At 68.5% G+C, this 24125-nt stretch carries 21 protein-coding genes; 5 read left to right on the plus strand and 16 right to left on the minus strand.

The annotated features are described in order from the left end of the window. Positions 1–176: 176 nt before the first annotated feature. Positions 177–1505 carry a dicarboxylate/amino acid:cation symporter gene (locus AC5I49_RS08020; protein WP_043791482.1) on the plus strand — a complete coding sequence of 443 codons (1329 nt, stop codon included), beginning with the start codon at positions 177–179 and terminating at the stop codon, positions 1503–1505. 83 nt (positions 1506–1588) lie between these two features. On the opposite strand, the gene AC5I49_RS08025 is transcribed toward AC5I49_RS08020, so the two are convergent. From AC5I49_RS08025 to AC5I49_RS08065, 9 genes are all read right to left on the minus strand, one after another. Beyond that, the gene (locus tag AC5I49_RS08025) at positions 1589–2470 is read right to left on the minus strand and encodes a MurR/RpiR family transcriptional regulator (protein ID WP_495789147.1); all 882 of its coding nucleotides are present in this window, start codon (positions 2468–2470) and stop codon (positions 1589–1591) included. A 120-nt stretch (positions 2471–2590) separates the two neighbouring features. Beyond that, a complete protein-coding gene (locus AC5I49_RS08030) occupies positions 2591–3763 on the minus strand; it encodes a Gfo/Idh/MocA family protein (protein WP_288898058.1) in 1173 nt (390 codons plus the stop codon). 39 nt (positions 3764–3802) lie between these two features. After that, positions 3803–4735: a TIM barrel protein gene (locus AC5I49_RS08035; RefSeq protein WP_017404562.1), complete on the minus strand. Its 933-nt coding sequence runs from the start codon at positions 4733–4735 to the stop codon at positions 3803–3805. A 24-nt stretch (positions 4736–4759) separates the two neighbouring features. Next, entirely contained in the window at positions 4760–5773 is a 1014-nt protein-coding gene (locus tag AC5I49_RS08040) for a Gfo/Idh/MocA family oxidoreductase (RefSeq protein WP_495789148.1), read from the minus strand. A 14-nt stretch (positions 5774–5787) separates the two neighbouring features. After that, positions 5788–6609, minus strand: coding sequence for a TIM barrel protein (locus AC5I49_RS08045; protein WP_495789149.1), 822 nt, complete (start codon positions 6607–6609; stop codon positions 5788–5790). Further along, positions 6606–7553, minus strand: a complete 948-nt coding sequence (locus AC5I49_RS08050) for a sugar phosphate isomerase/epimerase family protein (protein ID WP_495789150.1) — start codon at positions 7551–7553, stop codon at positions 6606–6608. The genes AC5I49_RS08045 and AC5I49_RS08050 overlap by 4 nt, the downstream gene beginning before the upstream one ends. A gap of 24 nt (positions 7554–7577) precedes the next feature. Continuing rightward, positions 7578–8615, minus strand: coding sequence for an ABC transporter permease (locus AC5I49_RS08055; protein ID WP_016449899.1), 1038 nt, complete (start codon positions 8613–8615; stop codon positions 7578–7580). 29 nt (positions 8616–8644) lie between these two features. Continuing rightward, a complete protein-coding gene (locus AC5I49_RS08060; protein ID WP_034364969.1) occupies positions 8645–10195 on the minus strand; it encodes a sugar ABC transporter ATP-binding protein in 1551 nt (516 codons plus the stop codon). Between the two features lie 73 nt (positions 10196–10268). Next, positions 10269–11249, minus strand: a complete 981-nt coding sequence (locus AC5I49_RS08065) for a sugar ABC transporter substrate-binding protein (RefSeq protein ID WP_310038587.1) — start codon at positions 11247–11249, stop codon at positions 10269–10271. A 219-nt stretch (positions 11250–11468) separates the two neighbouring features. Here AC5I49_RS08065 and iolD point away from each other — a divergent pair, with 219 nt between their 5' ends. The 4 genes from iolD to AC5I49_RS08085 all read left to right on the plus strand — a co-directional run bounded on the left by iolD (position 11469) and on the right by AC5I49_RS08085 (position 16620). After that, a complete protein-coding gene (iolD, locus tag AC5I49_RS08070) occupies positions 11469–13352 on the plus strand; it encodes a 3D-(3,5/4)-trihydroxycyclohexane-1,2-dione acylhydrolase (decyclizing) (protein ID WP_495789151.1) in 1884 nt (627 codons plus the stop codon). Positions 13353–13441: 89 nt separating this feature from the next. Next, on the plus strand, positions 13442–14368 hold the full coding sequence (iolE, locus tag AC5I49_RS08075) for a myo-inosose-2 dehydratase (protein WP_074923389.1): 927 nt from the start codon (positions 13442–13444) through the stop codon (positions 14366–14368). A gap of 44 nt (positions 14369–14412) precedes the next feature. After that, a complete protein-coding gene (locus tag AC5I49_RS08080; protein WP_392406777.1) occupies positions 14413–15510 on the plus strand; it encodes a porin in 1098 nt (365 codons plus the stop codon). Between the two features lie 135 nt (positions 15511–15645). Continuing rightward, the gene (locus AC5I49_RS08085; protein ID WP_016449893.1) at positions 15646–16620 is read left to right on the plus strand and encodes a DUF4434 domain-containing protein; all 975 of its coding nucleotides are present in this window, start codon (positions 15646–15648) and stop codon (positions 16618–16620) included. A gap of 16 nt (positions 16621–16636) precedes the next feature. Here the strand turns inward: AC5I49_RS08085 and AC5I49_RS08090 are convergent, their stop codons facing one another. From AC5I49_RS08090 to AC5I49_RS08120, 7 genes are all read right to left on the minus strand, one after another. Further along, a complete protein-coding gene (locus AC5I49_RS08090) occupies positions 16637–17782 on the minus strand; it encodes an acyl-CoA dehydrogenase family protein (protein WP_047327189.1) in 1146 nt (381 codons plus the stop codon). Between the two features lie 26 nt (positions 17783–17808). Next, entirely contained in the window at positions 17809–18510 is a 702-nt protein-coding gene (locus tag AC5I49_RS08095) for an alginate O-acetyltransferase AlgF (protein WP_495789152.1), read from the minus strand. Positions 18511–18527: 17 nt separating this feature from the next. After that, positions 18528–19991: an AMP-binding protein gene (locus AC5I49_RS08100; protein ID WP_016452418.1), complete on the minus strand. Its 1464-nt coding sequence runs from the start codon at positions 19989–19991 to the stop codon at positions 18528–18530. 69 nt (positions 19992–20060) lie between these two features. After that, a complete protein-coding gene (locus tag AC5I49_RS08105; RefSeq protein WP_016449889.1) occupies positions 20061–20300 on the minus strand; it encodes an acyl carrier protein in 240 nt (79 codons plus the stop codon). A 22-nt stretch (positions 20301–20322) separates the two neighbouring features. Continuing rightward, on the minus strand, positions 20323–21903 hold the full coding sequence (locus tag AC5I49_RS08110; protein WP_016452417.1) for an MBOAT family O-acyltransferase: 1581 nt from the start codon (positions 21901–21903) through the stop codon (positions 20323–20325). Positions 21904–21916: 13 nt separating this feature from the next. After that, positions 21917–23050, minus strand: coding sequence for an alginate O-acetyltransferase AlgX-related protein (locus AC5I49_RS08115; protein WP_154834665.1), 1134 nt, complete (start codon positions 23048–23050; stop codon positions 21917–21919). Positions 23051–23053: 3 nt separating this feature from the next. Further along, positions 23054–24094 carry an alginate O-acetyltransferase AlgX-related protein gene (locus AC5I49_RS08120; RefSeq protein ID WP_495789153.1) on the minus strand — a complete coding sequence of 347 codons (1041 nt, stop codon included), beginning with the start codon at positions 24092–24094 and terminating at the stop codon, positions 23054–23056. Positions 24095–24125 lie beyond the last annotated feature (31 nt).

Below are 24125 nucleotides of genomic sequence, written 5' to 3' on the forward strand. Positions count from 1 at the left end.
GGAAGGGGTTGGGGATTACCCTGATTCTGCGTCCATTCTCCCTGGGAGAGCGCCTGCGCCTAATACCAATAGGTTATCGGCGCCGGAGGATGCCAGCGGTACAACCTGCACCTTCCCGCAACTTGCCGCACCTCGGTGGTGCGTCAACCCCACAGAAATCCTGCCGGAGCCGCACCATGCATGCCGTCCCCACCCACGCCGCCAGCCCCGAGCGGCTGCCCTTCTACCGCCAGCTGTATTTCCAGGTGGTGGTCGCCATCGTGGCGGGCGTGCTGCTCGGCCACTTCGAGCCCCAGTACGCCGAGCAGTTCAAGCCGCTGGGCGACGCCTTCATCAAGCTGGTGAAGATGATCATCGCGCCGGTGATCTTCCTGACCATCGTTACCGGCATTGCGGGCATGACGCACCTGCGCACGGTGGGCCGCGTGTTCCTCAAGGCCATGGCCTACTTCCTGTTCTTCTCCACGCTGGCCCTGGTGGTCGGCATGGTGGTGGCGCACGTGGTGCAGCCTGGCGCGGGCATGAACATCAACCCGGCCGACCTGGACCAGGCCGCCGTGAAGGGCTATGTGGCCAAGTCGCATGAGCTGACGCTCACCGGCTTTGCCATGGACATCATCCCCAAGACGCTGGTCAGCCCCTTCGTGGGCGACAACATCCTGCAGGTGCTGTTCGTGGCCGTGCTGTTCGGCATCTCGCTGGCCATGGTCGGCGACGCCGGCAAGCCCGTGCTCAACTTCCTGGAGGCGCTGACGGCCCCCGTGTTCAAGCTGGTCGGCATCCTGATGAAGGCTGCGCCGCTGGGCGCCTTCGGCGCCATCGCCTTCACCATTGGCAAGTTCGGCCTGGGTTCGCTGGTCAACCTGGCCTGGCTGGTGGGCTCGTTCTACATCACCTCGCTGCTCTTCGTGGTCGTGGTGCTGGGCTTCGTGGCGCGGCTGTGCGGCTTCTCGGTGCTCAAGCTGGCACGCTACCTGAAGGCCGAGCTGCTGCTGGTGCTGGGCACCTCGTCCTCGGAATCGGCCCTGCCTTCGCTGATGCAGAAGATGGAGCGCGCCGGCTGCGGCAAGTCCGTCGTGGGCCTGGTCGTGCCCACGGGCTATTCGTTCAACCTGGACGGCACCAACATCTACATGACGCTGGCCGCGCTGTTCATCGCCCAGGCCACCAACACCCACCTGACCCTGGGCCACGAGATCGCGCTGCTGCTGGTGGCCATGCTCAGCTCCAAGGGAGCTGCCGGCGTGACCGGCGCGGGCTTCATCACGCTGGCCGCCACGCTGGCCGTGGTGCCCGAGGTGCCCGTGGCCGGCATGGCCCTGATCCTGGGCGTGGACCGCTTCATGAGCGAGTGCCGCTCGCTGACCAACTTCATGGGCAACGCCGTGGCCACCGTGGTGGTCTCGCGCTGGGAAAACGAGCTGGACTACAGCAAGCTCAACGCCGCCCTGGATGGAGAGCCCGTGCAGGCCCTGCCTTCCGAGGCCGCCGTGGCCAAGGCCTGAGAACGCCCTGGCCAGGGCAAGGGCCGGCAACGGCCCCTGCCTGCCCCACCGCTGCGCCACCCCAGGGTGGCGCTTTGCTTTGTCTACTCGCCTGCCAAGCTGCCGGGCGCGGCGGACGAGCGCAGCGACAGCTCCAGCCGGTAGGCCAGGGCCACGAAAAGGCTTTGCGCCAGCCCCATGGCCGCCGTCAGCGCGCGAAAGCCGAAGGTGGCGCTGTCCTGCACGATCAGGGCCGCCTCGGCCTCGCGCGCAATGGGGCTCATGCGGCTGTCGGTCATGGCGATCAGGTGGGCGCTGCGCTGCCTGGCCCACTGCGCCACCTGCACGGTTTCGTCCGCATAGGGCATGAAGGAAATGGCGATCATCACGTCGCCGCTGCGCACCGACCGGATCTGCCCCTGCTGCATGCTGCCCAGCGCGCTGAACAGGCCTATGCGCTTGTCGGTGTGTTGCAGCGCATATTCCAGATACACGGCCACGGGAAACGAGCGGCGCGAGCCGGCGATCCAGATCGCCTGCGTGCCGGCCAGCAGCTCCACCGCCCGGTCGAATGCCTGACCGTCCAGGTTCTGGCGCAGCTGCTGCATGCCGGCCATGCCGCCTTTGAGGAATTCGTCGGCAATCTGCACGGGCTCCAGGGCGGCGGGGCCGGCCTCGACCATGTCGCGCACGCGCAGCTCATAGGCGCGGCCCGGCGCGATCTGCTCGGCAAGGCCTTCGCGGAACAGGCGCTGCATCTCGGAAAAACCCGAGAGCCCGAAATGCTTGGCAAACCGTACGACGGCTGAGGGCTGCACACCACATTGCGCGGCAAGGGACTGTACGCCTTGCAGGCCGAGCTGGTCGCGGTGGACCTCAATGTGGCGGGCAATGGCCTTGAGCTGCCGGCTCAGGCCATCGTATTCCTGGGCAATCTGCTGCAGGAGTCGGTCCACGGATGCGGGGGGCGGCGGGGAAGGGCTCATCGCAGGCGGGCCGGTGGGCGATCCCGGGGCAAGGGATCGACTGATTTCTGGATGGGCCATGATGCCATGGCGATCCCCGGGTCCCGGGCCGCTGGCAGCCCAGGCGGGGCATGGCATTCCCTAGCAGTAGTCCACCCAGATCCCGCCGGCATCGGCCGAGCGCACGCAGTTCTCCACCCAGCGCACGCCCTCGATGCCAGCGTGGATGTCCGGATGGTGGATGGTTTGCAGCGCCTCGCGATCGCGCCTGTCCGTGGCCTCCATGGCCAGCGCGAAGCGGTGGTAGAGGTTGGACCATGCCTCGAACAGGCCTTCCGCATGGCCTGCGCTGATGCGGTCTTCCTGCAGCGCGGCGGGGTGCAGATAGCCCATGCCGCGATCGAGCACCTGCGCCGGCTGGCCCTGGACTTCGTGGCGCAGCTGGTTGGGGTGTTCGTCCCACCATTCGAGGCTGGCCCTGGCGCCGATGACGCGCAGCTTGTGCCCATGCATGGAGCCGCTGTTGACCGCGCAGGCCCACAGGTAGCCCATGGCGCCGCCCTGGTACTGCATGAGGGTGAAGGCGTTGTCCTCCAGCGGGGCGCGGCTGCTGACGAAGCTCTGCCGGCTGCACATCAGCCGCTCGATCTTCAGCCCCGGCAGCATCACCTGGGAAAGGTACAGCGGATGCGTGCCAATGTCGCCCAGCACATAGCTGGGGCCGGCAAAGGCCGGGTCCATGCGCCAGCGCGCGGCGGGGCTGGACTGCTCCACCGCCTCGCTGTGAAAGCCGTGCGAGAACTGCATCTGCACGATGCGGATGTCGCCCAGCTCGCCCCGCGCGATCATCTCGCGCGCCTGGGCGATGAGCGGGTGGCCGGCATAGCCGTAGGCCACGCCGACCATGCGGTTCCTGGCAAGGGACAGCTCCAGCAGCTCCTTGGCCTCGGCCGTGGTGAAGCACAGCGGTTTCTCGCAGACCACGTGCAGGCCTGAGAGCAGGGCGGCCTTGCAGATCTCGAAATGGGTGTTGTTGGGCGTGGCGATGGATACCGCGCGAATGCCGTCCGGGCGGCCGGCCTCGGCCTCGAACATCGCCCGGTAGTCGGCGTAGCAGCGCTGCACGTCCACGCCCAGTTGTTCGCCGAACCGGCGCCCGCGCGCGGCATCGATGTCGAACGCCCCGGCCACGAGCCGGAAATTGTGGTCGCGCAGCGCCGCCGACCGGTGCACATGGCCGATCTGGCTGTTGTGTCCGCCGCCGACCATGCCCCAGGCAATCGGGCGGCCGGGCAGAAGGGTTCCGTCGATCATGGTGTCCACCTTTGTGTTGCGTCTTCAGCAAAAGCGTCTTCAGCAAAAACCTGTGCGGGCCAGGAAGGCGCGGCTGGCGGCCACGTCGGGCAGGCTGGCACCCGCATTGCGCGGGTCGCGCTCCTGCTCCACCGTGATGCAGCCTGCATAGCCGATCTCCCGTAGCGTGGCGCCTATGGCCGGATAGTCGAGCACGCCTTGGCCGATGGGGCACATCACGCCCCGGGCGCAGGCGTCGAAGAACGCAATGCGCTCGCCCATCACCTGCCCGTACACCTGGGCGTCTATGTCCTTGAAATGCACGTATTCCAGCCGTGCCGCATGCCGGCGCAGCCAGCTTGCCGGGTCCATGCCGCTGTAGTGCAGGTGGCCGGTATCCAGGCACAGTCCGGCGGCCTGCGCTGGCACGTCGGCGGCGATGCGGTCGATCTCGTCGGCAAATTCGATGTAGCCGCCCGCATGCGGATGGATCACCGCGCGCACGCCGAAGCCGCTCCAGGCAAGGTGCGCTATCTGGCGGATGTGATCGACCATGGCGGCCCAGCGTGCATCGGACAGGCGCGGGGCGCGGTCCGGGTGGCCGGCCTCGAAGTCGCGCTCGGGGTGGCCCCAGTCCATCACCACGAGATAGGGCGCCGGGTAGCGTTGCCCGGCTGCAGCGGCCGGCCTGGGAAGCTGGCTGATGAGTCCGCAGATCTCGCGAGTCTGGCGCAGCAGCTGCGGCAGCCGGGCCGGCGAGACGAGATCGTCGAAGATCGTACCGGCGGTGATGCACAGGCGCCGCTGCGTGAATTCCGTGCGTACCAGGGCCGCCTCGAGCGGGATGTAGCCGCAGGGGCCGAGTTCCATGCCCCGAAAGCCCGCCTCGCAGGCCTCGTCCAGCACCTGGCGCCAGGGCGGCAGGTGCGGGTTGTCCACGTTGTCCACGCCCCAGCAGCAGGGCGCGCAGCCAATGGTCAGGGTCGCTGTCATGGTCGCAGTCATGGCGTCAGGGGCTCAGGGCTGGTAGAACGCCGGGCGCGCTGCGCTCGCCATGCGCTCTATCGGGCCGGAGGACTGCGCCAGCAGGCAGGCATCGGCGGCCACTGCGGCGGCGTAGCCGTCCCAGGCCGAGGGACCTGTCAGTTGCCGGTCGCGCACGCCGTCGATGAAGGCCTGCAGCTCCGCGTCGTAGGCGGCGATGAAGCGCTGCTTCCAGTCGGTCAGCAGGGGCGTGCAGCTGCTGGCCGCGCGCTTCATGGGCACGGCCGCAGGCTCCGGCAGGCGCGCGATGCCCGTCTCGCCCACCACTTCGCACTGGATGTCGTAGCCGTACCGGCAGTTGACGAATACCTCCACGTCGATGCGCACACCGCCCACGGTCTCCAGCAGGATGATCTGCGGATCGTTCAGATGCGGCAATGCGTGGCGCGTCTTCCTGGGGAACACCACCTGGGCGCTGGCGTAGTCGTCGTCCAGCAGCCAGCGCAGGACATCGAGCTCGTGGATCAGCGTGTCGGTGATGGCCATGCTGGTGGTGTAGCCCCCGGCCACCGTGGGATTGCGGTGCGCGCAGTGCACCATCAGGGGCGCGCCAATCTCGCCGGCGGCGATGACATGGCGCAGCGCACGGTAGCCCGCGTCGTAGGGGCGCATGAAGCCGACCTGCACCAGGCGCCGGCCCTGCGCCACCTCCGCTTGCACGATGCGCATGCAGCCTGCGGCGGTCACCGCCAGCGGCTTTTCACAGAACACGGGCTTGCCGTGGGCGATGGCCTCCAGCACCAGTTCCTCGTGCGAGGGACCCCAGGAGGTGACCAGCACCGCCTGCACCTGTGGCGCGGCGATCAGTGCCCGGCCGCTGTCCATGATCTCGATGGCCGGATCATGTCTGGCCACCACGTCCCGCGCCTGCTGCGCATCGATGTCTGTCACCGCCACTACCCGGGCGCCCGACATCACCCGGGAGATCCTGCGGATGTGGTCTTGTCCGATGGCTCCGCAGCCTATTGCTCCGATCTGCAGCGTCATATGGTTCCCTTCTTTCAAAGCAATGAATGGCGGATGAAGTCCATGCTCTGGCGCAGCAGGGCTTCGTTGCTGTCCGCGTCCGTGATCCGGGCCGCGAACGGCTCGAACGAGACCGGGCCGCCATAGCCGCGATCGAGCAGTTCTCGCAATTGGGCGATGTTGCCCAGGCGGTCTCCTTCGCCGACCAGCACGCGGTGGCCGTCGTGCATCTGGCCGTCTTCGAGCCGGTGGTCCTCGACGCCCGAGACATGCACCAGCCCGGTCAGGTCGGGAAAGAAGATGTCTTCGCCGGCCAGGTAGTGGTGGAAGCTGTCGTGCACCAGCCTGAAGTGACGTTCGCCGGCTGCGCCGTAGATCGCCTCGACGGCATCGGACTTGCGGCGCAGCGCGCACTCGGCAAAGCCCAGGGGCTCGACCAGTCCCTGCACGCCATGGCCATCGAGGAGGGGGCGCAGCTGCCTGAGGGCATGCACCAGGTCGCGCCGCCGCTGGCCGGGCGTGCGCGGGTCGGCCCTGTCGTTCAACGGGCACATGACCAGGGCCCGGGCGCCGCAGTCACGCGCGTACGCCGCCAGCGCGCGCGCCTTGCGCTCCACGCCGGCGTCGAAAACGTCGAAGGGATACAGCGCGTTGATGGACACGATGGTGATGCCGGCCTGCCGCGCCGCGGCCTGGATGGCGGCGGGCGCCGTGCCGTCGCAGGTCTCGGCATGGGGCAGGTCGTTGCGGATCTCGATGGCCGACACGCCCAGGCGCCGGCACATGGCCAGGTAGCCGGCAAACGGCATGCGAGAGGCGCTGATGCGGTTGATGGCGAAATGGATGGGATTCGTCATGGGCCGGGACTCGGGTGGGAAGCGGTGGTCAGGGGCGCAAAGCGGTCCAGGAAATGCCTTTCCAGCTGTTGCTGTATCTGCTGGCGCATGAAGCGGCTGGATTCGGCCGCACGCTCTTCCCAGGCGAACACGCAGGACGACAGAACGCCGTCGAAGCCGGCGCTGCCCAGCGTGCCGAAGAACAGGTCCCAGTCGATCTCGCCCTGTCCCATGTCCAGGTGCTGGTGCACGCGGATGTGGTGCGAGCCCGGCGGGTTGACGATGTAGCGCAGCTGGCTGCTCTTCCTGTGGTCGAAGGTGTCGGCCACGCGCACATGGGCCAGCAGCGGCGCGGCTTCGCGCAGCATGGCGGCCATGTCGCCGCCGTAGTGGAAGGTGTGCGGGGCGATATAGGACAGCCGCAGCGCCTTCGAGCCCATGTTCCTCACGATGTCCATGGCCGGCTGCAGCTGCTCTATCCAGTCCTCCGGATGCGGCTCCACGGACAGCGTGATGCCTTCGCGCTCCAGGATGGGCAGCAGCTCGTCCATGGAGCGGAACCAGGCGGCCTCGCACATCTCCTTCGGATTCGCGCCGGCAGGACCGTTCACCGAGCGCTCGGGCGAGGCTCCACGGCCGAACTCCGAGACCATCAGCGCGCACTCCATCTCGATGGCCACCTCGATGGCCTTCTTCCAGCAGCGCATCGCCCATTGCCGTTCGTCCTCGAACGGGCTGGCCCAGCGGTACATGGGCTGCAGCGATGCCAGTGCCACGCCGCTGGCGCGCATGGCCTGGCGGAATGCGGCCATGCGCTCCTTGGTGGCGCGCGGCATCACCCACCAGTCCAGGAAATCGCTGCGCGGCGACAGCTCGATGTGCGCATAGCCCAGTTCGGCCACGGCCTGCGGCAGCCGGTCCAGCGGCTCGTGCCGGATCATGTAGGGATCGAGGGCGATTTTCATGGTGTCTGCCTGCAGGGCGCGCCGTCAGCGCCGCGCCTTCTTGTTGCGGTACTGGTCGGCGACCACGGCCGCGACGATGATGGCGCCCTTGACCATCTCCTGGTAGTAGGCGTCGATGCGGATGAAGGTGAAGCCCGAGGTCATGACGCCCAGGATCAGCACGCCGATCACCGTGCCGGTGATGCGGCCCATGCCGCCGGCCAGCGAGGTGCCGCCGATCACCACGGCGGCAATCGCATCGAGCTCGTACATGACACCCATGCCCGACTGGCCCGAGATGGCCCGCGCCGCCGTCACCGTGCCGGCGATGCCGCCGAGCAGGCCGGCAATCATGTAGACCCAGACCAGATGCCGCTGCACGTTGATGCCCGAAACCACGGCTGCCTGGCGGTTGGAGCCGATGGCATAGGTGAATTTGCCGAAGCGCGTATGGCGCAGCACCACGTGGAAGACGGCGGCGAGCACCAGAAAGATGATCACCGGATGGGCGCCGGAGCCGATCGCTGCGAAGTCGTCGGTCAGCATGGAGACGGGCGTGCCGTTGGTGAACCACTTGGCAAAGCCGCGTGCGGCCACCATGGTGCCCAGCGTGGCGATGAAGGGCGGAATGCCCGTGAAGGCGATCAGCGAGCCGTTGAGCAGGCCGACCATCAGGCCCACGCACATGCCGGCCGCCACCGGCCAGACCACGGGCAGGTCGGTCAGCTGCGGGAACACGGCACGCGGAAAGTCGGACACCTGTGCCAGGCTGGCGGACACCACGGCGGTGGCGGCCACCACCGAGCCCGACGACAGGTCGATGCCGCCGGTGATGATGACGAGGTTGACGCCCACGGCGATGATGCCGATCACCGCCATCTGCAGCACGATGATCTGCAGCCGCTCGGCGTTGAGCAAAAAGCTCTGGCCCACGGTGAGCCAGCCGGCCGCCTCGAAGAACAGTGCAATGCCCAGCAGCACCAGAAAGATGCTCAGTTCCGGCGGCCGCCTGGCCCGGTGCAGCGGGCCGGTGCCCGGGCCGGGCGGGGAGGGGGCCTGCGAAATCGATGGGGTATTGCTCATCTTGCCTGTCTCCGCTTGGGGTCCCCGGCTCAGCGGGAAGCCAGTTCCATGATCCGTACCTGGTCGGCGTCCCTGCGCTCGACGATGCCCGTCATGCGTCCCTCATGCATGACCAGGATGCGGTCGCTCATGCCCAGCACTTCGGGCATCTCCGAGGAAATCATCAGCACGGCCGCGCCCTCGGCGGCCAGCGTGCCGACAAGGCGGTGGATCTCGGCCTTGGCGCCGACATCGATGCCGCGCGTGGGCTCGTCGAGGATGAGGATGCGGGGCCGCGTCAGCAGCCAGCGGCCGATCAGCAGCTTTTGCTGGTTGCCGCCCGACAGGTTCTGTATCTGTTCATGCAGGCCGGGCGACTTGATGCGCAGCGTGCGCGCCATGTGCTCGCAGTCGCGGCGCAGCGCAGCCCGCTCGACGAAGCCGCACTTCACATGGCGGCTGCTCAGCACCGCCATCTCCATGTTGGCCTGCAGGTCCAGGCCCGTGAAGCAGCCGGTGTCCTTGCGGTCCTCGGTGAGAAAGGCCATGCCGTGCCGCATGGCCTGCGCGGGCGAGTCGATCTTCACCGGCCGGCCGTCGATGCGGATCTCGCCGCTGGTGGCGGGCACCACGCCGAACAGTGCCTCGGCCAGATTGGAGCGCCCGGAGCCCACGAGGCCGGCCACGCCCAGGATTTCCCCGGCGCGCAGCTCGAAGCACAGACCGCTGAACACGCCCTGCACGCCCAGCCCGTCCACGGACAGCACCACGTCGCCCAGGGCCACGTCCTGCTTGGGGAACATCTGTGTGATCTCGCGCCCCACCATCATGCGGATGATGTCGTCGCGCGTGACGTCGGCGGCCGCATGCGTGCCTATGTAGCGGCCATCACGGAACACCGAGAACTCGTCGGCGATCTCGAACAGCTCGTTCATCTTGTGCGTGATGTAGACGATGCCTTTGCCCTGGCTGCGCAGGTGGCCGATGATCCGAAACAGGTGCTCCACCTCCCTGTCGGTGAGCGCGGAGGTGGGCTCGTCCATGATCAGCACCTCGGAGTCGAAGGACACGGCCTTGGCGATCTCCACCATCTGGCGGCTGGCCACGGTCAGCGTGCGCACCTCGGCCCCGGGATCGATGCCGATGGCCAGCCGGTCGAACAGCGCCTGCGTGCGCTGGCGCAGCTGGCGGTGGTCGACCAGGCCGAGGCGGTTGAGCGGCTCGCGGCCAATCCAGATGTTCTCGGCCACGCTCATGCCGGGCATGAGGTTCAGCTCCTGGTGGATCATGGCAATGCCCTGCTGCAGCGCATCCAGCGGGCCGTGCAGCGTGACGGGCCTGCCCCTGAGGCGGATCTCGCCCTGGTCGGGCGCATGCATGCCGGCAATGATCTTCATCAGCGTGGATTTGCCGGCGCCGTTCTCGCCCATCAGCGCATGCACGCTGGCGCTGCGCACGCGCAGCTGCACATCGGCCAGTGCCACGACGCCGGGAAACGACTTGCCCACGCCACGCACTTCCAGAAGCCAGTCGCCAGCAGGGGATGGGGAAGCTGCAGGCCAGGGGGCGGCCTGCGGCCTGCCCGGCGAGACGGTGGGCATGGGCACTCCTTGGAGGACAGGTTGTGAAGAGGTGGCGGGGGTGACGGGGCGACGCGGACCAGGCGAGGCCGGCTCAAGGCCTGGCGTACTGGTCCATGTTCTCGGGCGTGACCAGTTCGAAGGGCACGTTCACGAAGCGCTCCACGGCCTGCTTGCCGGCCAGGCGCAGGGCGGCATCGACGGCATTGGCGCCCTGGCCCGCCAGGTTCTGGAAGACGGAGACCTTGAGGTCGCCGTTCTTCATGGACGCCAGCCCGTCCGGCGTGGCGTCTATGCCGGCCACGATCATGTCGGGCGTCCATTTCCTGGCCGACTTCAGCGCGTTGATGGCGCCTATCGCCATCTCGTCGTTGTTGGCGAGGATGGCGTCGAACTTCATGCCCGAACTCAGCCAGTTCATGGTGATGTCCTGGCCCTGCGTGCGGCTCCATTTGCCTTCGCGCTTGTCCAGGATCTTCATGCCTGCGCACTCGCGGGTCGCCAGCACTTCCTCGATGTCGCGGGTGCGCACGCGCGCCGAGTCGTTGGACAGCTCGCCCATCAGCACCAGCAGGTCGCCCCGGCCGCCCAGCAGCTTGCAGACCTGGCGGGCCTGCAGCGTGCCCGACAGCTTTTCATCGGACGCGACCACGGCAGTGCCTGCGGGCAGCTTGTCGAAATCCACGGGCTGGCGGTTCACGTAGACCAGCGGAATCCGGGCGGCGCTCACCATGCGGGTGATCTTGGGCGTGGCGTCGGTATCGACCGGGTTGACGATGATGGCGTCGGCCCGCTGGGCAATCATGTTCTGGATCTGGCTCAGCTGCTTGCCCACGTCGTTGCTGGCGTCCTCGATCTGCACGCCGGCTCCGTGCTTTTTCGCTGCATCGACGATGCCGTTGCGCAGGATGGTCAGGCCCGTGTCGTCAAACAGCGCCATCGCCACGCCGATCCTGAGGGGCTGCACCGGGGCCTGGGCCTGCGCTGCCCGTGGCTGAGCCTGAGCCTGGCCATGCAACGGCAGGGCGACCAGAAGGGCTGCGGCAATGGCAGCCAGCAGGTGTCTTTTACTCATCCCTCGTCTCCTTGTTCCTGAGCGGCAGCGGGGCGCATGCAGGCCCCGCATGGACTCGCCACACACCGGATTGCACCGGACCGTGAGGAGAACTGTAGTTCCGTGCCGTGAAATTTTGGAAATTAATTTCTAAGTGATTACACCTAAGGAAAATAATTTCCAATAGTTTTAATCTTTCGACCATGTTCTGAACGGCGGACATCGGAGACAAGGCAAGCCATGACAAGCACTGTGAGATTGACCGTCAGCCAGGCGCTGGTCCGCTACCTGGCGGCCTTGCGGGCCGAGGTCGTGCAGCCGGACGGCAGCACCTCCATCCAGCCCTATTGCGGCGGCGTGTTCGCCATCTTTGGGCATGGCAACGTGGCCGGGCTGGGCGAGGCCCTGCATGCCGAAAGGCACAGGCTGCCCACCTTTCGCGCCCACAGCGAACAGGGCATGGCCCATGCGGCCGTGGCCTTTGCCAAGACCCATTTCCGCCAGCGCATGATGGCCGTGACCTCCAGCATCGGCCCCGGCGCCACCAACCTGGTGACCTCCGCCGCGCTGGCGCATGTGGCGCGCCTGCCGCTGCTGCTGCTGCCCGGGGACATCTTTGCCTCGCGCCTGCCCGATCCCGTTCTGCAGCAGGTGGAGAGCTTCGAGCAGGGCGATCTGAGCGCCAACGACTGTTTGCGCCCGGTCACGCGCTACTTCGACCGCATCATGCAGCCCGAGCAATTGCTGGTGGCCTTGCCGCGTGCCATCCAGGTCATGACCGACCCGGCCCAGTGCGGCCCCGCCTGCCTTGCGCTGCCGCAGGATGTGCAGACCCAGGCCTTCGACTGGCCCATGGATTTCTTCCACCCGCCGCTGATTCGCCTGCGCCGCCAGCCGGCCGACGCTGCCGGGCTGGCCGAGGCCGTGGCCTTGCTGGCCTCCGCCAAAAGGCCGCTGATCGTGGCGGGCGGCGGCGTGCTGTACAGCCAGGCCTGGGAGGCCTTGCGCGTGTTTGCCGAAACGCATGGCGTGCCGGTGGCCGAGTCGCAGGCCGGCAAGGGCAGCCTGGCCTGGGACCACCCGCTCAACCTGGGCGCCATGGGCGTCACGGGCTCGCCCGCCGCCAACCACGCGGCCCGGCAGTGCGATGTGCTGCTGGCCGTCGGCACGCGGCAGCAGGATTTCACCAGCGGCTCGCATGCGCTGTACGGCCATGCCAGGGTGCTGGGCCTGAACGTGCAGCCCCTGGATGCCGCCAGGAAACGCGGCCAGCCGCTGGTGGCCGATGCGCGTGTTGGCCTGGCCCAGCTTGGCGCGGGATTGGCCGGCTGGCGCGCCGATCCGCAGTGGACGGCCGACAGTTGCGCCCGGGCCGCAGCCTGGGCAGAGCGCGTGGCGGCGCTGACTTTGCACGTGCCCAAGGGCGAGCTGCCCTATGACGCCGAGGTGATAGGCGCCGTGCGCGAATCGGCCGCCGACGCCGGGCTGGACAGCGCCTGCAGCGACATCGTGGTCTGCGCGGCCGGCACGCTGCCGGCCGAGCTGCACAAGCTGTGGCGCAGCGGCCTGCCGGGCAACTACCACGTGGACTATGCCTATTCCTGCATGGGCTACGAGATCGCGGGCGGCCTGGGCGTGAAGCTGGCGCGGCCCGAGCGCGAGGTCATCGTGCTCGTGGGTGATGGCTCCTACATGATGCTCAACGCCGAGCTGGCCACCTCGGTGCTGCTGGGCCGCAAGATCATCGTCGTGGTACTGGACAACCGTGGCTACGGCTGCATAGAGCGGCTGCAGATCCGCTGCGGCGGCGCCAGCTTCAACAACATGCTCGATGACTGCGTGCCCGAGGGGGGCGAGCGCTCGTCCATCGATTTCGCCCGCCATGCCGCTGCGATGGGGGCCGAGGCCGTCCACGTGGGCGGTGTGCAGGAACTGCGCCGCGAAATGCTGCGTGCGCGGGCGTCCCGCCGCAGCCAGGTGCTGGTGATAGACACCACCCACCACCGCACCACGGCCGACGGCGGCGCCTGGTGGGAGGTTGCCGTGCCCGAGGTCTCGGGCCGCCCCGAGGTCCAGGGCGCGCGGCGCGAGTACCTGCACCACAAGGCAGGCCAGCGGCGCTGACGCCGCGCCACCGTCGCCCCGCCCGATTTCTGCCCATCTGCCCATCTGCCTAACTGTCTAAGCGCCTATCTGCCCCAAGGAGGACTCGCATGAACTGGAAGGTTCGCATCGGTATCAATCCCCTGTCCTGGATGAACGACGACCTCCCTTCGCTGGGGGGCGATACGCCGCTGGACACGGCACTGAAGGAGGGCGCCGAGATCGGCTACGCGGGTTTCGAGCTGGGCAACAAGTTTCCGAAAACCGGCCCCGCGCTCAAGGCCAGGCTCGACGCGTACGGGCTGGCCTGCGTCTCCGGCTGGTACTCGGGCTTTCTGGCGCAGGCCGATGCGGGCAGCGACGACCAGGCCCTTGCCGCCGAGGCCGAGCGCTGCAAGCCCCACATGGACAGGCTGCGCCACAACGGCGTCGACGTGGTGGTCTATGGCGAATGCGCGGGCACGGTCCAGGGGCAGATGGGCACGCCTGTGTCCCGGCGCCCGCGCTTTGCCGACGATGCGGCCTGGCAGCGCTATGCGTGGCGGCTGGATGCCTTTGGCGCGCACCTGCTGGAGTGTTACGGCATCCGGCTGGCCTATCACCACCACATGGGCGCCCAGGTGGAATCCCCGCAGGATGTGGACCGCCTGATGGCGCTGACCGATCCGCGCAAGGTCTTCCTGCTGTTCGATACCGGCCATGCCTACTACGGCGGCGCGGCCGATCCGGCGGCGCTGCTGAAAAAACATGTGGCGCGCGTGGCGCATGTGCATTGCAAGGATGTGCGTCCCCAGGTGATTGCCCAGGCGCGCCAGGGCGACTGGAGCTTTCTGCAGGGCGTGGTCAACGGCATCTTCACGGTGCCGGGTGACGGCGCGCTCGACTTCGAGGCGGTGCTGCGCACGCTCAGGGATGCCGGCTACCAGGGCTGGCTCGTGGTCGAGGCCGAGCAGGACCCCGCCATCGCGCCCGGCTACGCATACGCGAAAAAGGGCTACGAGACGCTGCGCGCGCTCGTGGAGCGGCTGGGCGCCTGAGGCCATCCGGCATCGAGGCATGAAAACCAAGGGAGGACAACGTCATGACATCTGCAATCCACCACGCCCTGCGGGGCCCTGCGGCCCGGGCCACCGTACCTTGCCTGTGCGCTGCGGCGCTGGCCGGCGCAGCCAGTCTGGCCGCGGCGCAAGGCAGCGTCACGCTGTATGGGCGCATCGTCAGCGGTGTCGACTATATGAACCGCATTGCCGAGGGGCCGGGCCGGTCTTCCGATCAACTCCGGCACGCCGGGCAATGGGGCGCGACCTGGTGGGGGCTGCGCGGGGCCGAGGACCTGGGTGGCGGCCTGAGCGCCGTCTTCCATCTCGAAAGCCAGTTCTCCGCCGACGACGGCACGGTGGGCGACAGCTTCTTCAGCCGCTATGCGGTGGTCGGCCTGCGAAGCCAGACATACGGCACGCTGCTGCTGGGCCGGGCCATGGGCATTCCGGACGGCGAGGTCTGGGCGCTGGACCCCATGGGCCTGCAGGCCATGGGCGCGGGCACGCTGCAGGGCAACCGGACCTGGGGGTCGCGCCCCAATGCCATCAGCTACCAGTCGCCGGCCTGGGGCGGGCTCTCGTTTCGCACCCAGCTGGGGCTGAACGGGGAGGCGGGCCGTTCCCGGGCCTGGCGCCAGGCCGCCGCCAGCGTGGGCTATGAGCAGGGGCCGCTGGTGCTCAAGGCCTTCTACGAAGAAATCCGCGACGGCAACGGCGCGTTCAGTTCGCTCTACACGGCATCGCGCCTGTACACGGTGGGCGCAACCTACCGCGTGGGCGGCCTGAAGCTGTTCACGGGCTACAGCCAGATCCGGTCAGGCCTCCTGACGGTGGCCGACGCCGACAACCCGGCAGGCGCCCGCAGGCAGCAGACCTACTGGATGGGCGCCAACTACCAGGCCACGCCGGCGCTGGTGCTGGTGGGCGGCGCCTACCGCGCCAACCGCAGTGGCGGCGGCGCCAGCCTGCTGAGCCTGGGGGCCAACTACCATCTTTCCCGGCGCACCATGCTGTATGGCACGGTCGGCACCCTCTCCAACGGGGGCACAGCCTCGTTCTCGGTGGAGGCCAACAGCGGCAAGCCGCTGCCCGGCTCCGGCCAGCAGGGGCTTTACGCGGGCGTCGTGCACTCGTTCTGAAGCCGCCTTCGCCGCGCATCAACCCTCAGCCCGGCCGGGTCAACCCCCGCTGGGCCGGCCCCCTTGGGGCGGGGCGGTGCCGCTTGGCTGTATTCTTGGCGCTTGCCTTCACGCAGCCTTGCGGCCGTCCCCAACATGCATTTGTCCAGACGCGAATTCCTCGGCGCCGGCGTGGCCGCCGCCTGTGCCTCGCTGGTCGGTTGCGCGGCCTCGGCGCCCGTGTCGGGCAGTTTCCTGCAGCCGTGGCGCAGCCATCTGGAGATGCCGCGCGACCAATGGCGCCAGCGCCTGGCCGCCACCCAGGCGCTGGGCTGCCGCGAGCTGTTCGTGCAATGGAGCGGCCTGCTGGGCGATACCGAGGCGGACAGCTGGATGCTGGCCGACGCGCAGATCGCCGACCTGCTGGACATCTGCACCGAACTGGGCATGGGCGTGCACCTGGGCCTGCCCTATGACGAGCGCTGGTGGAAGCAGATCAGCCTTGACAACGCCGCAGGCCCTGCGCCTTACCTTGCGCATATCGCCGAGCTGGGCGCCAGCCACATGTACGCCAGCACCTGGCCGCGCCATGCGGCCTTTCGCGGCTGGTACATCCCCTACGAGCTGGAGCAGTACCACTGGGCCGCGCCCGAGCGCATCGAGCTGCTGGTGAGCGCGCTGCAACCGCTGGCCCAGGCGGCAGCGGCCACATCCGGCCAGGTGCCCGGCATCTCCACCTATTTCAGCCAGCTGCAGACCCTGGGCAGCCTGCCCACGCTGTGGAGCATCCTGCTGGACCGCGTGTCCCTGCGCCCCATGGTGCAGGACGGCGTGGGCGTGGCGGGCCTGGGCAACTACGAGGCGCTGGCGCCGCTGCAGCAGATGCTGCTCGAGCGCAGGGCGCCGTTCGATCTCATCGTGGAGCTGTTCGAGCAACTGCCGCCCGCGCGGCCCGATGGCTCGGACTTCCAGGCGCGCACGGCCAGCTTCGAGCGCGTGCGTCGCCAATGGGACGTGGCCCGCGACTACGGCGCCCAGCGCGTCGTTGCCTTCGCCATCGATCCCTGGGTGCTGAACGACACGCCCGAAGCCCGGCAACTGCTGCGCGGGTGGAAATCCGCCGCGCGCTGAGCGGCAGGCGGCCGGGTCAGAAGCGCTTGGCGATGATCTCTCGCAGGATCTCGCTGCTTCCGCCGAAGATGCGCAGTGCCCTTGCATCGGCCCAGGCACGGCCGATGCCGTATTCCGCCATGTAGCCGTAGCCGCCGTGCAGCTGCAGCAGCTCGTCCAGCACCTGGCCCTGCAGCTCGGTGGCGTTGAGCTTGGCCATGGCGGCGGTGACGGAGTCCAGCGAGCCTTCCAGGTGCTGGGCCAGGCAGTCGTCCAGGAAGACGCGCAGCATGGTGGTCCTGGCCAGGGCGTCGGCGAACTTGAAGCGGGTGTTCTGGTAGTCGAGCACGCGGCGCCCGAAGACCTTGCGGTTGCGCACGAACTCGGCAGCCTCGTCCAGCATGCCTTCGGTGGAGGCCGCCGCACGCAGCGCGATCGCCAGCCGCTCCTGCGCCAGCTCCTGGGTCACATGCTCGAAGGCTGCGTTCTCGCGCCCCAGCAGGTGGTCGGCCGGCAGGTGCAGCTCGTCGAAGAACAGCTCGCAGGTGTCCTGGCTGTGCTGGCCTATCTTGCGCAGCGCCGGGCCCTTGCCCAGGCCCTTCATGCCTTCTTCCACCACGAACAGCGACAGGCCGCGCGCTCCCAGGTCGGGCTCGGTGCTTGCCAGCACCACCATCAGGCCGGCGTTGACGCCGTTGGTGATGAAGGTCTTCTGGCCGTTGAGCACGTAGCCGCCGCCTTCACTCTCGCTCTTGCGGCGGGCGCGCGTGCGCACGGCCTTGAGGTCGCTGCCCGCGCCGGGCTCGGTCAGCGCGATGGCGCCGATCAGCTCGCCCGTGGCCATGCGCGGCAGCCAGCGGTCCTTCTGCACCTGCGTGCCGAAGTTCCAGAGATAGGGCGCCACCATGTCGGAGTGGATGGAAAAGCCGATGCCCAGGCAGTTGGCACGTGCCAGCGCCTCGATGACCACGGCCGCGTGGCCGAAGTCCCCGCCCTGGCCGTAGGGCGGGGGCAGGTCGCAATTGAGCAGGCCGCTGTCGCCGGCCTTGCGCCACAGGGCGCGCGGCGTGATGCCCTCTGCCTCCCAGTCATTGATGTGGGGCAGGATCTCGGTGGCCACGAATCGGTCCACCTGTTCCTTGAACAGCAGGTGGTCTTCACGCAATACGGAGCGGGTGCGCATGTCTGTGTCGGTCTCCTTGGGCTGGGTCAGGGGCGGTAGGTGTCGGTGGCGCTGGCCTGGCCGCGCAGCACGGGTGCGGCGGCCGTACCCGTCATGAACAGGCTGTAGTGGTCGCCCGGCTGCAGCTGGGGCAGTGCCAGCGGCGCGCTGACGGCCTTGGCGCAGCTGGCACTGAGCTGGGCGCTGACCGGGTTGATGGAGCGGCTGGCCGATGCGGCCGGCGCCACGCCGGTGAACAGGGGCGTGCCCGCGGGCGCGACCTGCAGGCTGCCCTGGGGGCAGTCCGTGGTGAGGTTGTAGAAACGCAGCTCGGCCTTGAGCGCGTCCTGGCTGCCGCCGGAGTCGTCGATGGCCGTGAAGCGCGTGGCCGCGTTCTTGCCCTGGCGCTGCGGCACCAGGGTGGTGAAGCTGCCCGGCGCCACCTTCATGCTGCCGGCGCTCTTGCCGTCCAGCTGGATGGCAAAGGGCGTGTCGCCCTTGACGATGGCGTAGCTGCTGGCCGGCTTGCTGCCGGACAGCGTCTGCTCGGGGCCGTCGGCGATCTTCACGCGCAGGCTGCTCGCGTCGGGGTGGACCACGCGCACGAAGGACGAGCCTGCGGGGGGGCGCGCGGCGTACAGCTGGGCCAGCGTGCCTTCGGCATGCGCTGCAGGCAGGCAGGACAGGGCCGTCAGCCCGGCCAGGGTGAACAGTGCTTGGCGCCTCACAGCGGAAAAAACGGAAGTCATGCCTGCAGATCCTTGTTTCATTGGGCGGGGCGCATGCGCGAGTCAAGGTACATGCGCTCCAGTTGCTTGCGGTCGGCCTTGTCGGTCTGGGTCAGCGGAAAGCCATGGCAGGCCAGCAGTTCCGACGGAATCATGTAGGGCGGCACGCGCTGGGCCAGCAGTTCGCGCCATCCGGCCAGGTCTTCGGGCAGGGGGTGCATGCCGGGCGGGCCGCTGCGGTCCAGGTCCACGAAGCCGATCATGCGCACGATGAAGCCGTCGGGCCGCTTGAGTGCCACCGCCGCGCCTGCGCGCACGCCAGGCAGGGTGGCCAGCACGGCATCGACCTCGGCCAGCTCGATGCGGTAGCCGTGCATCTTGATCTGGTCGTCGCGCCGGCCGTGGAAGGTGACCAGGCCCTCGCCGTCGATCTCGCCCAGGTCGCCCGTGCGGTAGCCGCGCTTGCCGTTGCGCATGAACATGCGTGTGGCGTGCAGGTCGGGGCGGTTGAGGTAGCCGCGCATCACATGGTCGCCGGCCACGCAGATCTCGCCTTCGTCCAGGAAGACGTCGGCATAGGGCTTGGCCCGGCCGATGGGAAAGGGCAGCGGCGCGCGCTGGCGCAGCGCGGGGTCGATCTCCACCCAGGTGGTGGAGCAGGTGGCTTCGGTGGGGCCGTAGGAGTTGATGATGCGCGCCTGGGGAAAGCGGCTCCACAGCGCCTCGGCCACGGTGGGCGTGAGCGATTCGGCGCCGAAGACGAAGACGCGCAGGTCGGGCAGGTGCTGCTGGTCGAAGTCGGCATCCAGCAGCTGCTGGCGCACGAAGGAGGGCGTGGATGCCCAGACGTTCACATGGGTGCGCGCCAGGTAGGCGGCAAAGGCCTGGCGGTCGGCAATGGTCTCGCGCGCGCACAGCACGCAGGCACCGCCCGTGACCAGGGCGCCCATCCAGTTGAACAGCGAAAAGTCGAAGCTGAACAGCATCTGGTCCATGAACACCGGCGCCTCGCCCAGGGCCAGGCAGTCGCGTATCCAGCCGGCGAACAGGCCCATGCTCTCGCGCCCGATCTGCACGCCCTTGGGATCGCCCGTGCTGCCCGAGGTGAACATGATGTAGGCCAGCGATTTTTCCTGCAGCGGCTGCGCGGCGATGCCGGTGTCCACAAAGCTGCGGGCCTGCGCGTCGTAGCGTAGGCCGGCCTGCACGAGGGTGGCGATGCGCGCCATGCGCTCGGCCGGGTTGATCACGTCCACGGGGACAAAGGGCACGCCCAGGCGCAGGCAGCCGAGGATGGCCACGAGAAAGGCCGTCTCCTTGTGCCCCGTGATCAGCAGCGGCTCGTCGCGGCGAGCGCCGCGCGCCAGCGCCTGCTGCTCCCATTGCGCCACGGCCTGGGCCAGTTGCTGCCAGTCCAGAGTGCCGGCGGCATCGATGACGGCCGGCCGCTGCGTGCCGGCGTCGGGCTCGATGAAGTCGAAGCGGTCAAAACTGAATCGCATGCGGGCTCCTTGCGGCGGTGGATGGATGGGGATGGCTGCGCAGGCCGGGCCGACAGTGCCGGCGTCTCATCACGCCTTGCGCTGCTCGGCCACGTACTGCGCCAGCGTTTGCACGGACTCCAGGTGCAGGTCGATCTCCGATGGCGGTATCTTGACGCCGAATTCCTTCTCGATGGCCAGGGCCACGTCCACGGCGGACAGCGAGTCCACCAGGCCCGATTCGAGCAGCAGCGTATCGGGCTCGACCGAGGTCAGGATGATGGCTCCGATGATCTGGGCAATCTTGGTTTCGATGTCATTGTGGGACATGCTTTTTTCTCCAACAGGCGTTTCAGAACTGGAAATACAGGAAGCGGGTTTCCTTGTGCAGGTTGACCAGGCACAGGAAGAGCAGGACCAGGGTCACGGCCGTCCAGCCCGCGCTGGGGCGCCAGCGCATCCAGGCCCGGGGCGCCTCCTGCACCTTGAACATGGCGGGCGAGAAGCGGCCCAGGATCTGGTGGGCATTGGGCGTGAACCAGGCAATGGCCAGCAGCAGCAGCACCAGGGCCAGCTGCATATGGTGGCCTATGGCCAGGCGGATGGCATCGCCCAGTGCCAGTCCCTGGACGTGGGACAGCGACTCCAGCGCCTCCACGCCGCGCAGGCCGGCCATGCCCTTGAGCAGCAGCATGGCGTCGCCCACGCCGTGGGCGCGGAAGAAGGTCTGGGCGATGAGCACGGCGATGAAGGTGATGACAACGCACAGCGCCTGCACGCCCCGGCCCGATTTGCGGGCGGCGGCCGGCTTGCGGCTGACCACGAAGATGCGCCAGGCATGGTTGACCGACAGGTAGAAGGCATGCAGCAGGCCGAAGATCACGTACTGCAGGCCGGCGCCGTGCCAGATGCCCGCCAGCCCCATGGTGAACAGCGTGGGCACGACGATGGTGGCCGCAAAGCCGCCCGGCGTGCGCGCGGCGCTGGAGCCCACGGACAGGCCGCGCTTTTCGCGTGCGCGCGAGATGGCCATGGCCACGGGGTAGTACAGGTAGGCCGTGAGGTAACGCGTCAGCGTCATGTGCCAGCGCGCCCAGAAGTCGATGATGCTGCCGGCCTTGTAGGGCGAGTTGAAGTTCAGCGGGAAACGGATGCCGAACATGCGCGCCAGGCCCAGGGCCATGTCCGAATAGCCCGAGAAGTCGAAGTACAGCTGCAGCGCGTAGCTGAGGCTGGCGCCCCAGGCGGCCCAGAACTGCAGCTCGCCGGGCGCGGCGAAGCCGGCGTCCGCATAGGGTGCGATCTCGTCGGCCAGCAGCACCTTCTTGGCCAGGCCGATCACGAACAGCGTGCCCCCGATGGACAGGTTGTCCGCGCGGAACCGGTAGTTATCCGGCTGCGCGAACTGCGGCATCATTTCCTTGTGGTGCAGGATGGGCCCGGCAATCAGGTGCGGGAAGAAGGTGACGAACAGCACGTAGCTGAGCAGGCTGCGTTCCTTGACGATGCCCGAGCGGCAGTCCAGCAGGTAGCCGATCTGGGTGAAGGTGAAGAACGAGATGCCCAGGGGCAGGATCAGCTCGTGCATGCCGCCCTGCGTCAGCCCCCATTCGCCCAGGAAGTTGAACAGCGTGGCGAAGTACTTGTAGTGGAACAGTGCCGCCAGGTCCGCGCCCACGCCCAGCGCAGTCACCAGCCCCTGCAGCCGCGCATGGCCGGCAAAGCGCAGGATCAGCCGGCTCACCACGTAGTTGAACGCAATGGACAGGGCCAGCAGGGCGACGAACTGCGGGTTCCACCAGCCATAGAAGACGAAGGACGTCAGGCACAGCCAGAACGCGGCCAGCCGCAGGCTGATGGCGCCGGCCAGGTAGTGGCCCGCCAGCGCGATGGGCAGGAACAGCAGCAGGAAAAGATAGGAGTTGAACAGCATGTAGCGGGCGGTTTCACGCAGGCGGGGAGGCGGCGTCCAGCTCCTTGAGCGCCGCTTTTTCATCGTCCGTCAGGGGCAGGGACAAGGTGTTTTCCGAGAACTCCCAGATCACCAGCCGCAGGCTGGCCGGCCAGGAGGCGCGGCGCTTGAGGGCGGACACCATGGCGCCGCTGAACTGGCCGCCATCCATGCTGAGGTTCCAGACTTCATGGCCCAGCGCGCGGCCCAGCTGTGGCGCGAAATTGCTGCGCAGGCCGTTGGAGCTGCCGGCCAGCAGCACCTGCACGGGCGGCGTCTCGTCCAGCAGGCCGCCGCCGCGCACGGGGGTGATGGCCTGGGGGCGTATTTCGTCGCGCTGCGGGCGCCAGCCTGCCGGTGCGTCGGCCAGGCCGGCCAGGGCCAGCAGGTCGCCGGGCAAGGGCTGCAGCGGCCCGGGTGCAGACTCCTCGAATGCCTGGCTGCCGCGCTGCCCGCCCAGCAGTGGCAGCGCGGCCCGGGCCACGGCCAGGGCGGCGGCGCGTGCGCCCTCGGCGTTCATGTGCACGTCGGTGCGAAAGAACACGGGCTGCGTCTGTTCCTGGGCCTGCAGGGCGGGGCGCAGGTCGGCAAAGGCAATGCCGTCGGCCTGCAGGCGCTGCTGCCACAGGTCCAGGCGCTGCAGCATCACGGGGGCCACGGGCAGGCCGCACAGGTGGTCGGCCTCGATGCGCGACTTGTCGGGCACGGCCACCACCAGGGTGGCAATGCCCTTGTCCTGCAACTGCCGTGTCCAGTGGCGCAGCAGGCGCTGGCGCGCCTCGAAGGGCGCGGCGCCTACCCCGGGCTGGGGCCGCAGGCCGTCGCGGTAGAACATCCACTGCGGGCAGCCCAGGGCCACCTGCGCGCCCGTATCGCCCAGCAGGCGATAGCGCAGCGCGGCCTGGCCCGTCTCCAGCGAAGACTGGGCGGGCAGGCGCAGGCCCTTGTTCAGCGCCGTGCCCGCGCGGCCATCGAGCCAGGCCGACAGCTGCAGCTCGCCGGCCTTGGGGCCGTGGCGGGCCAGCGACCAGCCACCCCAGGCCAGGCCCGACAGCAGCAGGGCGCCCCAGATCCAGGCATTGCGCCGGTGGCCCTTGTCGGTTTGCAGGTCTTGCGCGGCTTGGTCCACGGGTCAGCCCTTGAGTGCGGCGCGCAGCCGCTCCAGCCAGGTGGCGCTGGGCATGAGGGAGGCGTTGTCCCACTGGCCGGCCGCGTTGGGACCGTAGCTGTAGGTAGGCTCGAACATCTGCCACACCAGCACCTGGGGCTTGTGGGCCTTGAAGGCAGGTGACTCCAGATATTCCAGCAGCATGGTCCACTGGCCCACGTTGCCGGGCTTCCAGTTCAGCGAGACGGGGCGGTCCAGCAGGCTGGAGAGCTTTTGCGGAAAGCCGAAGTAGGGCTGGACCATGCTGTGGCCCGTCACATGGACAGGCGCGGGCTCGTCGTCGAGCAGGCCCTTGGCGGGGGCCTGGCGGCGCACGGTATAGACCTCGCGGCCCACCTGCTTGCGCTCTTCGGCGGTGAGAAAGAGCTCGGCCAGGTCGCCATAGCGGCGCTCGGTGACGGTGTCGCCCAGGGCCAGGCCGCTGCCGGCGCGGCCTGCCAGCTGGGGCACCTCGCCCTGGACCATGCGGGCCGTGGCTTCGGCCGTGGCGTCGGCCGCCGCCTGGGTCCAGTGCTGGTCGGTGCGGTAGAACACGTCCTTGCCGCTGTCGCGCACGGTGCGCAGCACGGCCTCGTCGTCGAAGCTGGGAATGCCTGCGCCCTGCAGCGCCTGCAGCACCTGCTTGTAGCGGCCCTGGACATCGGCGCTCATGGCCTTGCCATCGGGCATTTTGTCAGCGTAGAAGCGCACCTTGTCGGGCAGCAGCAGCACCTGCAGCTTCACGCCGCGCGCGGCCAGCAGGTTGCGCGCCTCGGCGATCAGCCGCGTGGATTCCGTGATGCCGGCGCGGTCCACCTGGGTCAGGCTGCCCCAGCCCGGAAACAGCCACCCGTCCTTGCCCCTGAGAACGATGGAGGAGCTGTCCTGTGCCTGGGCCTGAGCCGTACCCTGCGCTGCCAGCGCGCCCAGCACCAGGGCGCAGCCGGCCAGCCCGCGTGCGGCGCGCGCCATGCCCGAGCGCAGTCCGTGCAGGGCGGGGCGGGGTGCTTGCTTGGTCGAATCCATGGGAGCTTTCTCCTTTTCTCTTGTCTGTGTG

The sequence above is a fragment of the Delftia sp. genome (genome assembly GCF_059499305.1).

Bases quoted from the DNA above. Each gene is read 5' to 3' on its own strand.
- AC5I49_RS08020 (WP_043791482.1), top strand. From the start codon at position 177: ATGCATGCCGTCCCCACCCACGCCGCCAGCCCCGAGCGGCTGCCCTTC.
- AC5I49_RS08025 (WP_495789147.1), bottom strand. From the start codon at position 2,470: ATGAGCCCTTCCCCGCCGCCCCCCGCATCCGTGGACCGACTCCTGCAG.
- AC5I49_RS08030 (WP_288898058.1), bottom strand. From the start codon at position 3,763: ATGATCGACGGAACCCTTCTGCCCGGCCGCCCGATTGCCTGGGGCATG.
- AC5I49_RS08035 (WP_017404562.1), bottom strand. From the start codon at position 4,735: ATGACAGCGACCCTGACCATTGGCTGCGCGCCCTGCTGCTGGGGCGTG.
- AC5I49_RS08040 (WP_495789148.1), bottom strand. From the start codon at position 5,773: ATGACGCTGCAGATCGGAGCAATAGGCTGCGGAGCCATCGGACAAGAC.
- AC5I49_RS08045 (WP_495789149.1), bottom strand. From the start codon at position 6,609: ATGACGAATCCCATCCATTTCGCCATCAACCGCATCAGCGCCTCTCGC.
- AC5I49_RS08050 (WP_495789150.1), bottom strand. From the start codon at position 7,553: ATGAAAATCGCCCTCGATCCCTACATGATCCGGCACGAGCCGCTGGAC.
- AC5I49_RS08055 (WP_016449899.1), bottom strand. From the start codon at position 8,615: ATGAGCAATACCCCATCGATTTCGCAGGCCCCCTCCCCGCCCGGCCCG.
- AC5I49_RS08060 (WP_034364969.1), bottom strand. From the start codon at position 10,195: ATGCCCACCGTCTCGCCGGGCAGGCCGCAGGCCGCCCCCTGGCCTGCA.
- AC5I49_RS08065 (WP_310038587.1), bottom strand. From the start codon at position 11,249: ATGAGTAAAAGACACCTGCTGGCTGCCATTGCCGCAGCCCTTCTGGTC.
- iolD (WP_495789151.1), top strand. From the start codon at position 11,469: ATGACAAGCACTGTGAGATTGACCGTCAGCCAGGCGCTGGTCCGCTAC.
- iolE (WP_074923389.1), top strand. From the start codon at position 13,442: ATGAACTGGAAGGTTCGCATCGGTATCAATCCCCTGTCCTGGATGAAC.
- AC5I49_RS08080 (WP_392406777.1), top strand. From the start codon at position 14,413: ATGACATCTGCAATCCACCACGCCCTGCGGGGCCCTGCGGCCCGGGCC.
- AC5I49_RS08085 (WP_016449893.1), top strand. From the start codon at position 15,646: ATGCATTTGTCCAGACGCGAATTCCTCGGCGCCGGCGTGGCCGCCGCC.
- AC5I49_RS08090 (WP_047327189.1), bottom strand. From the start codon at position 17,782: ATGCGCACCCGCTCCGTATTGCGTGAAGACCACCTGCTGTTCAAGGAA.
- AC5I49_RS08095 (WP_495789152.1), bottom strand. From the start codon at position 18,510: ATGACTTCCGTTTTTTCCGCTGTGAGGCGCCAAGCACTGTTCACCCTG.
- AC5I49_RS08100 (WP_016452418.1), bottom strand. From the start codon at position 19,991: ATGCGATTCAGTTTTGACCGCTTCGACTTCATCGAGCCCGACGCCGGC.
- AC5I49_RS08105 (WP_016449889.1), bottom strand. From the start codon at position 20,300: ATGTCCCACAATGACATCGAAACCAAGATTGCCCAGATCATCGGAGCC.
- AC5I49_RS08110 (WP_016452417.1), bottom strand. From the start codon at position 21,903: ATGCTGTTCAACTCCTATCTTTTCCTGCTGCTGTTCCTGCCCATCGCG.
- AC5I49_RS08120 (WP_495789153.1), bottom strand. From the start codon at position 24,094: ATGGATTCGACCAAGCAAGCACCCCGCCCCGCCCTGCACGGACTGCGC.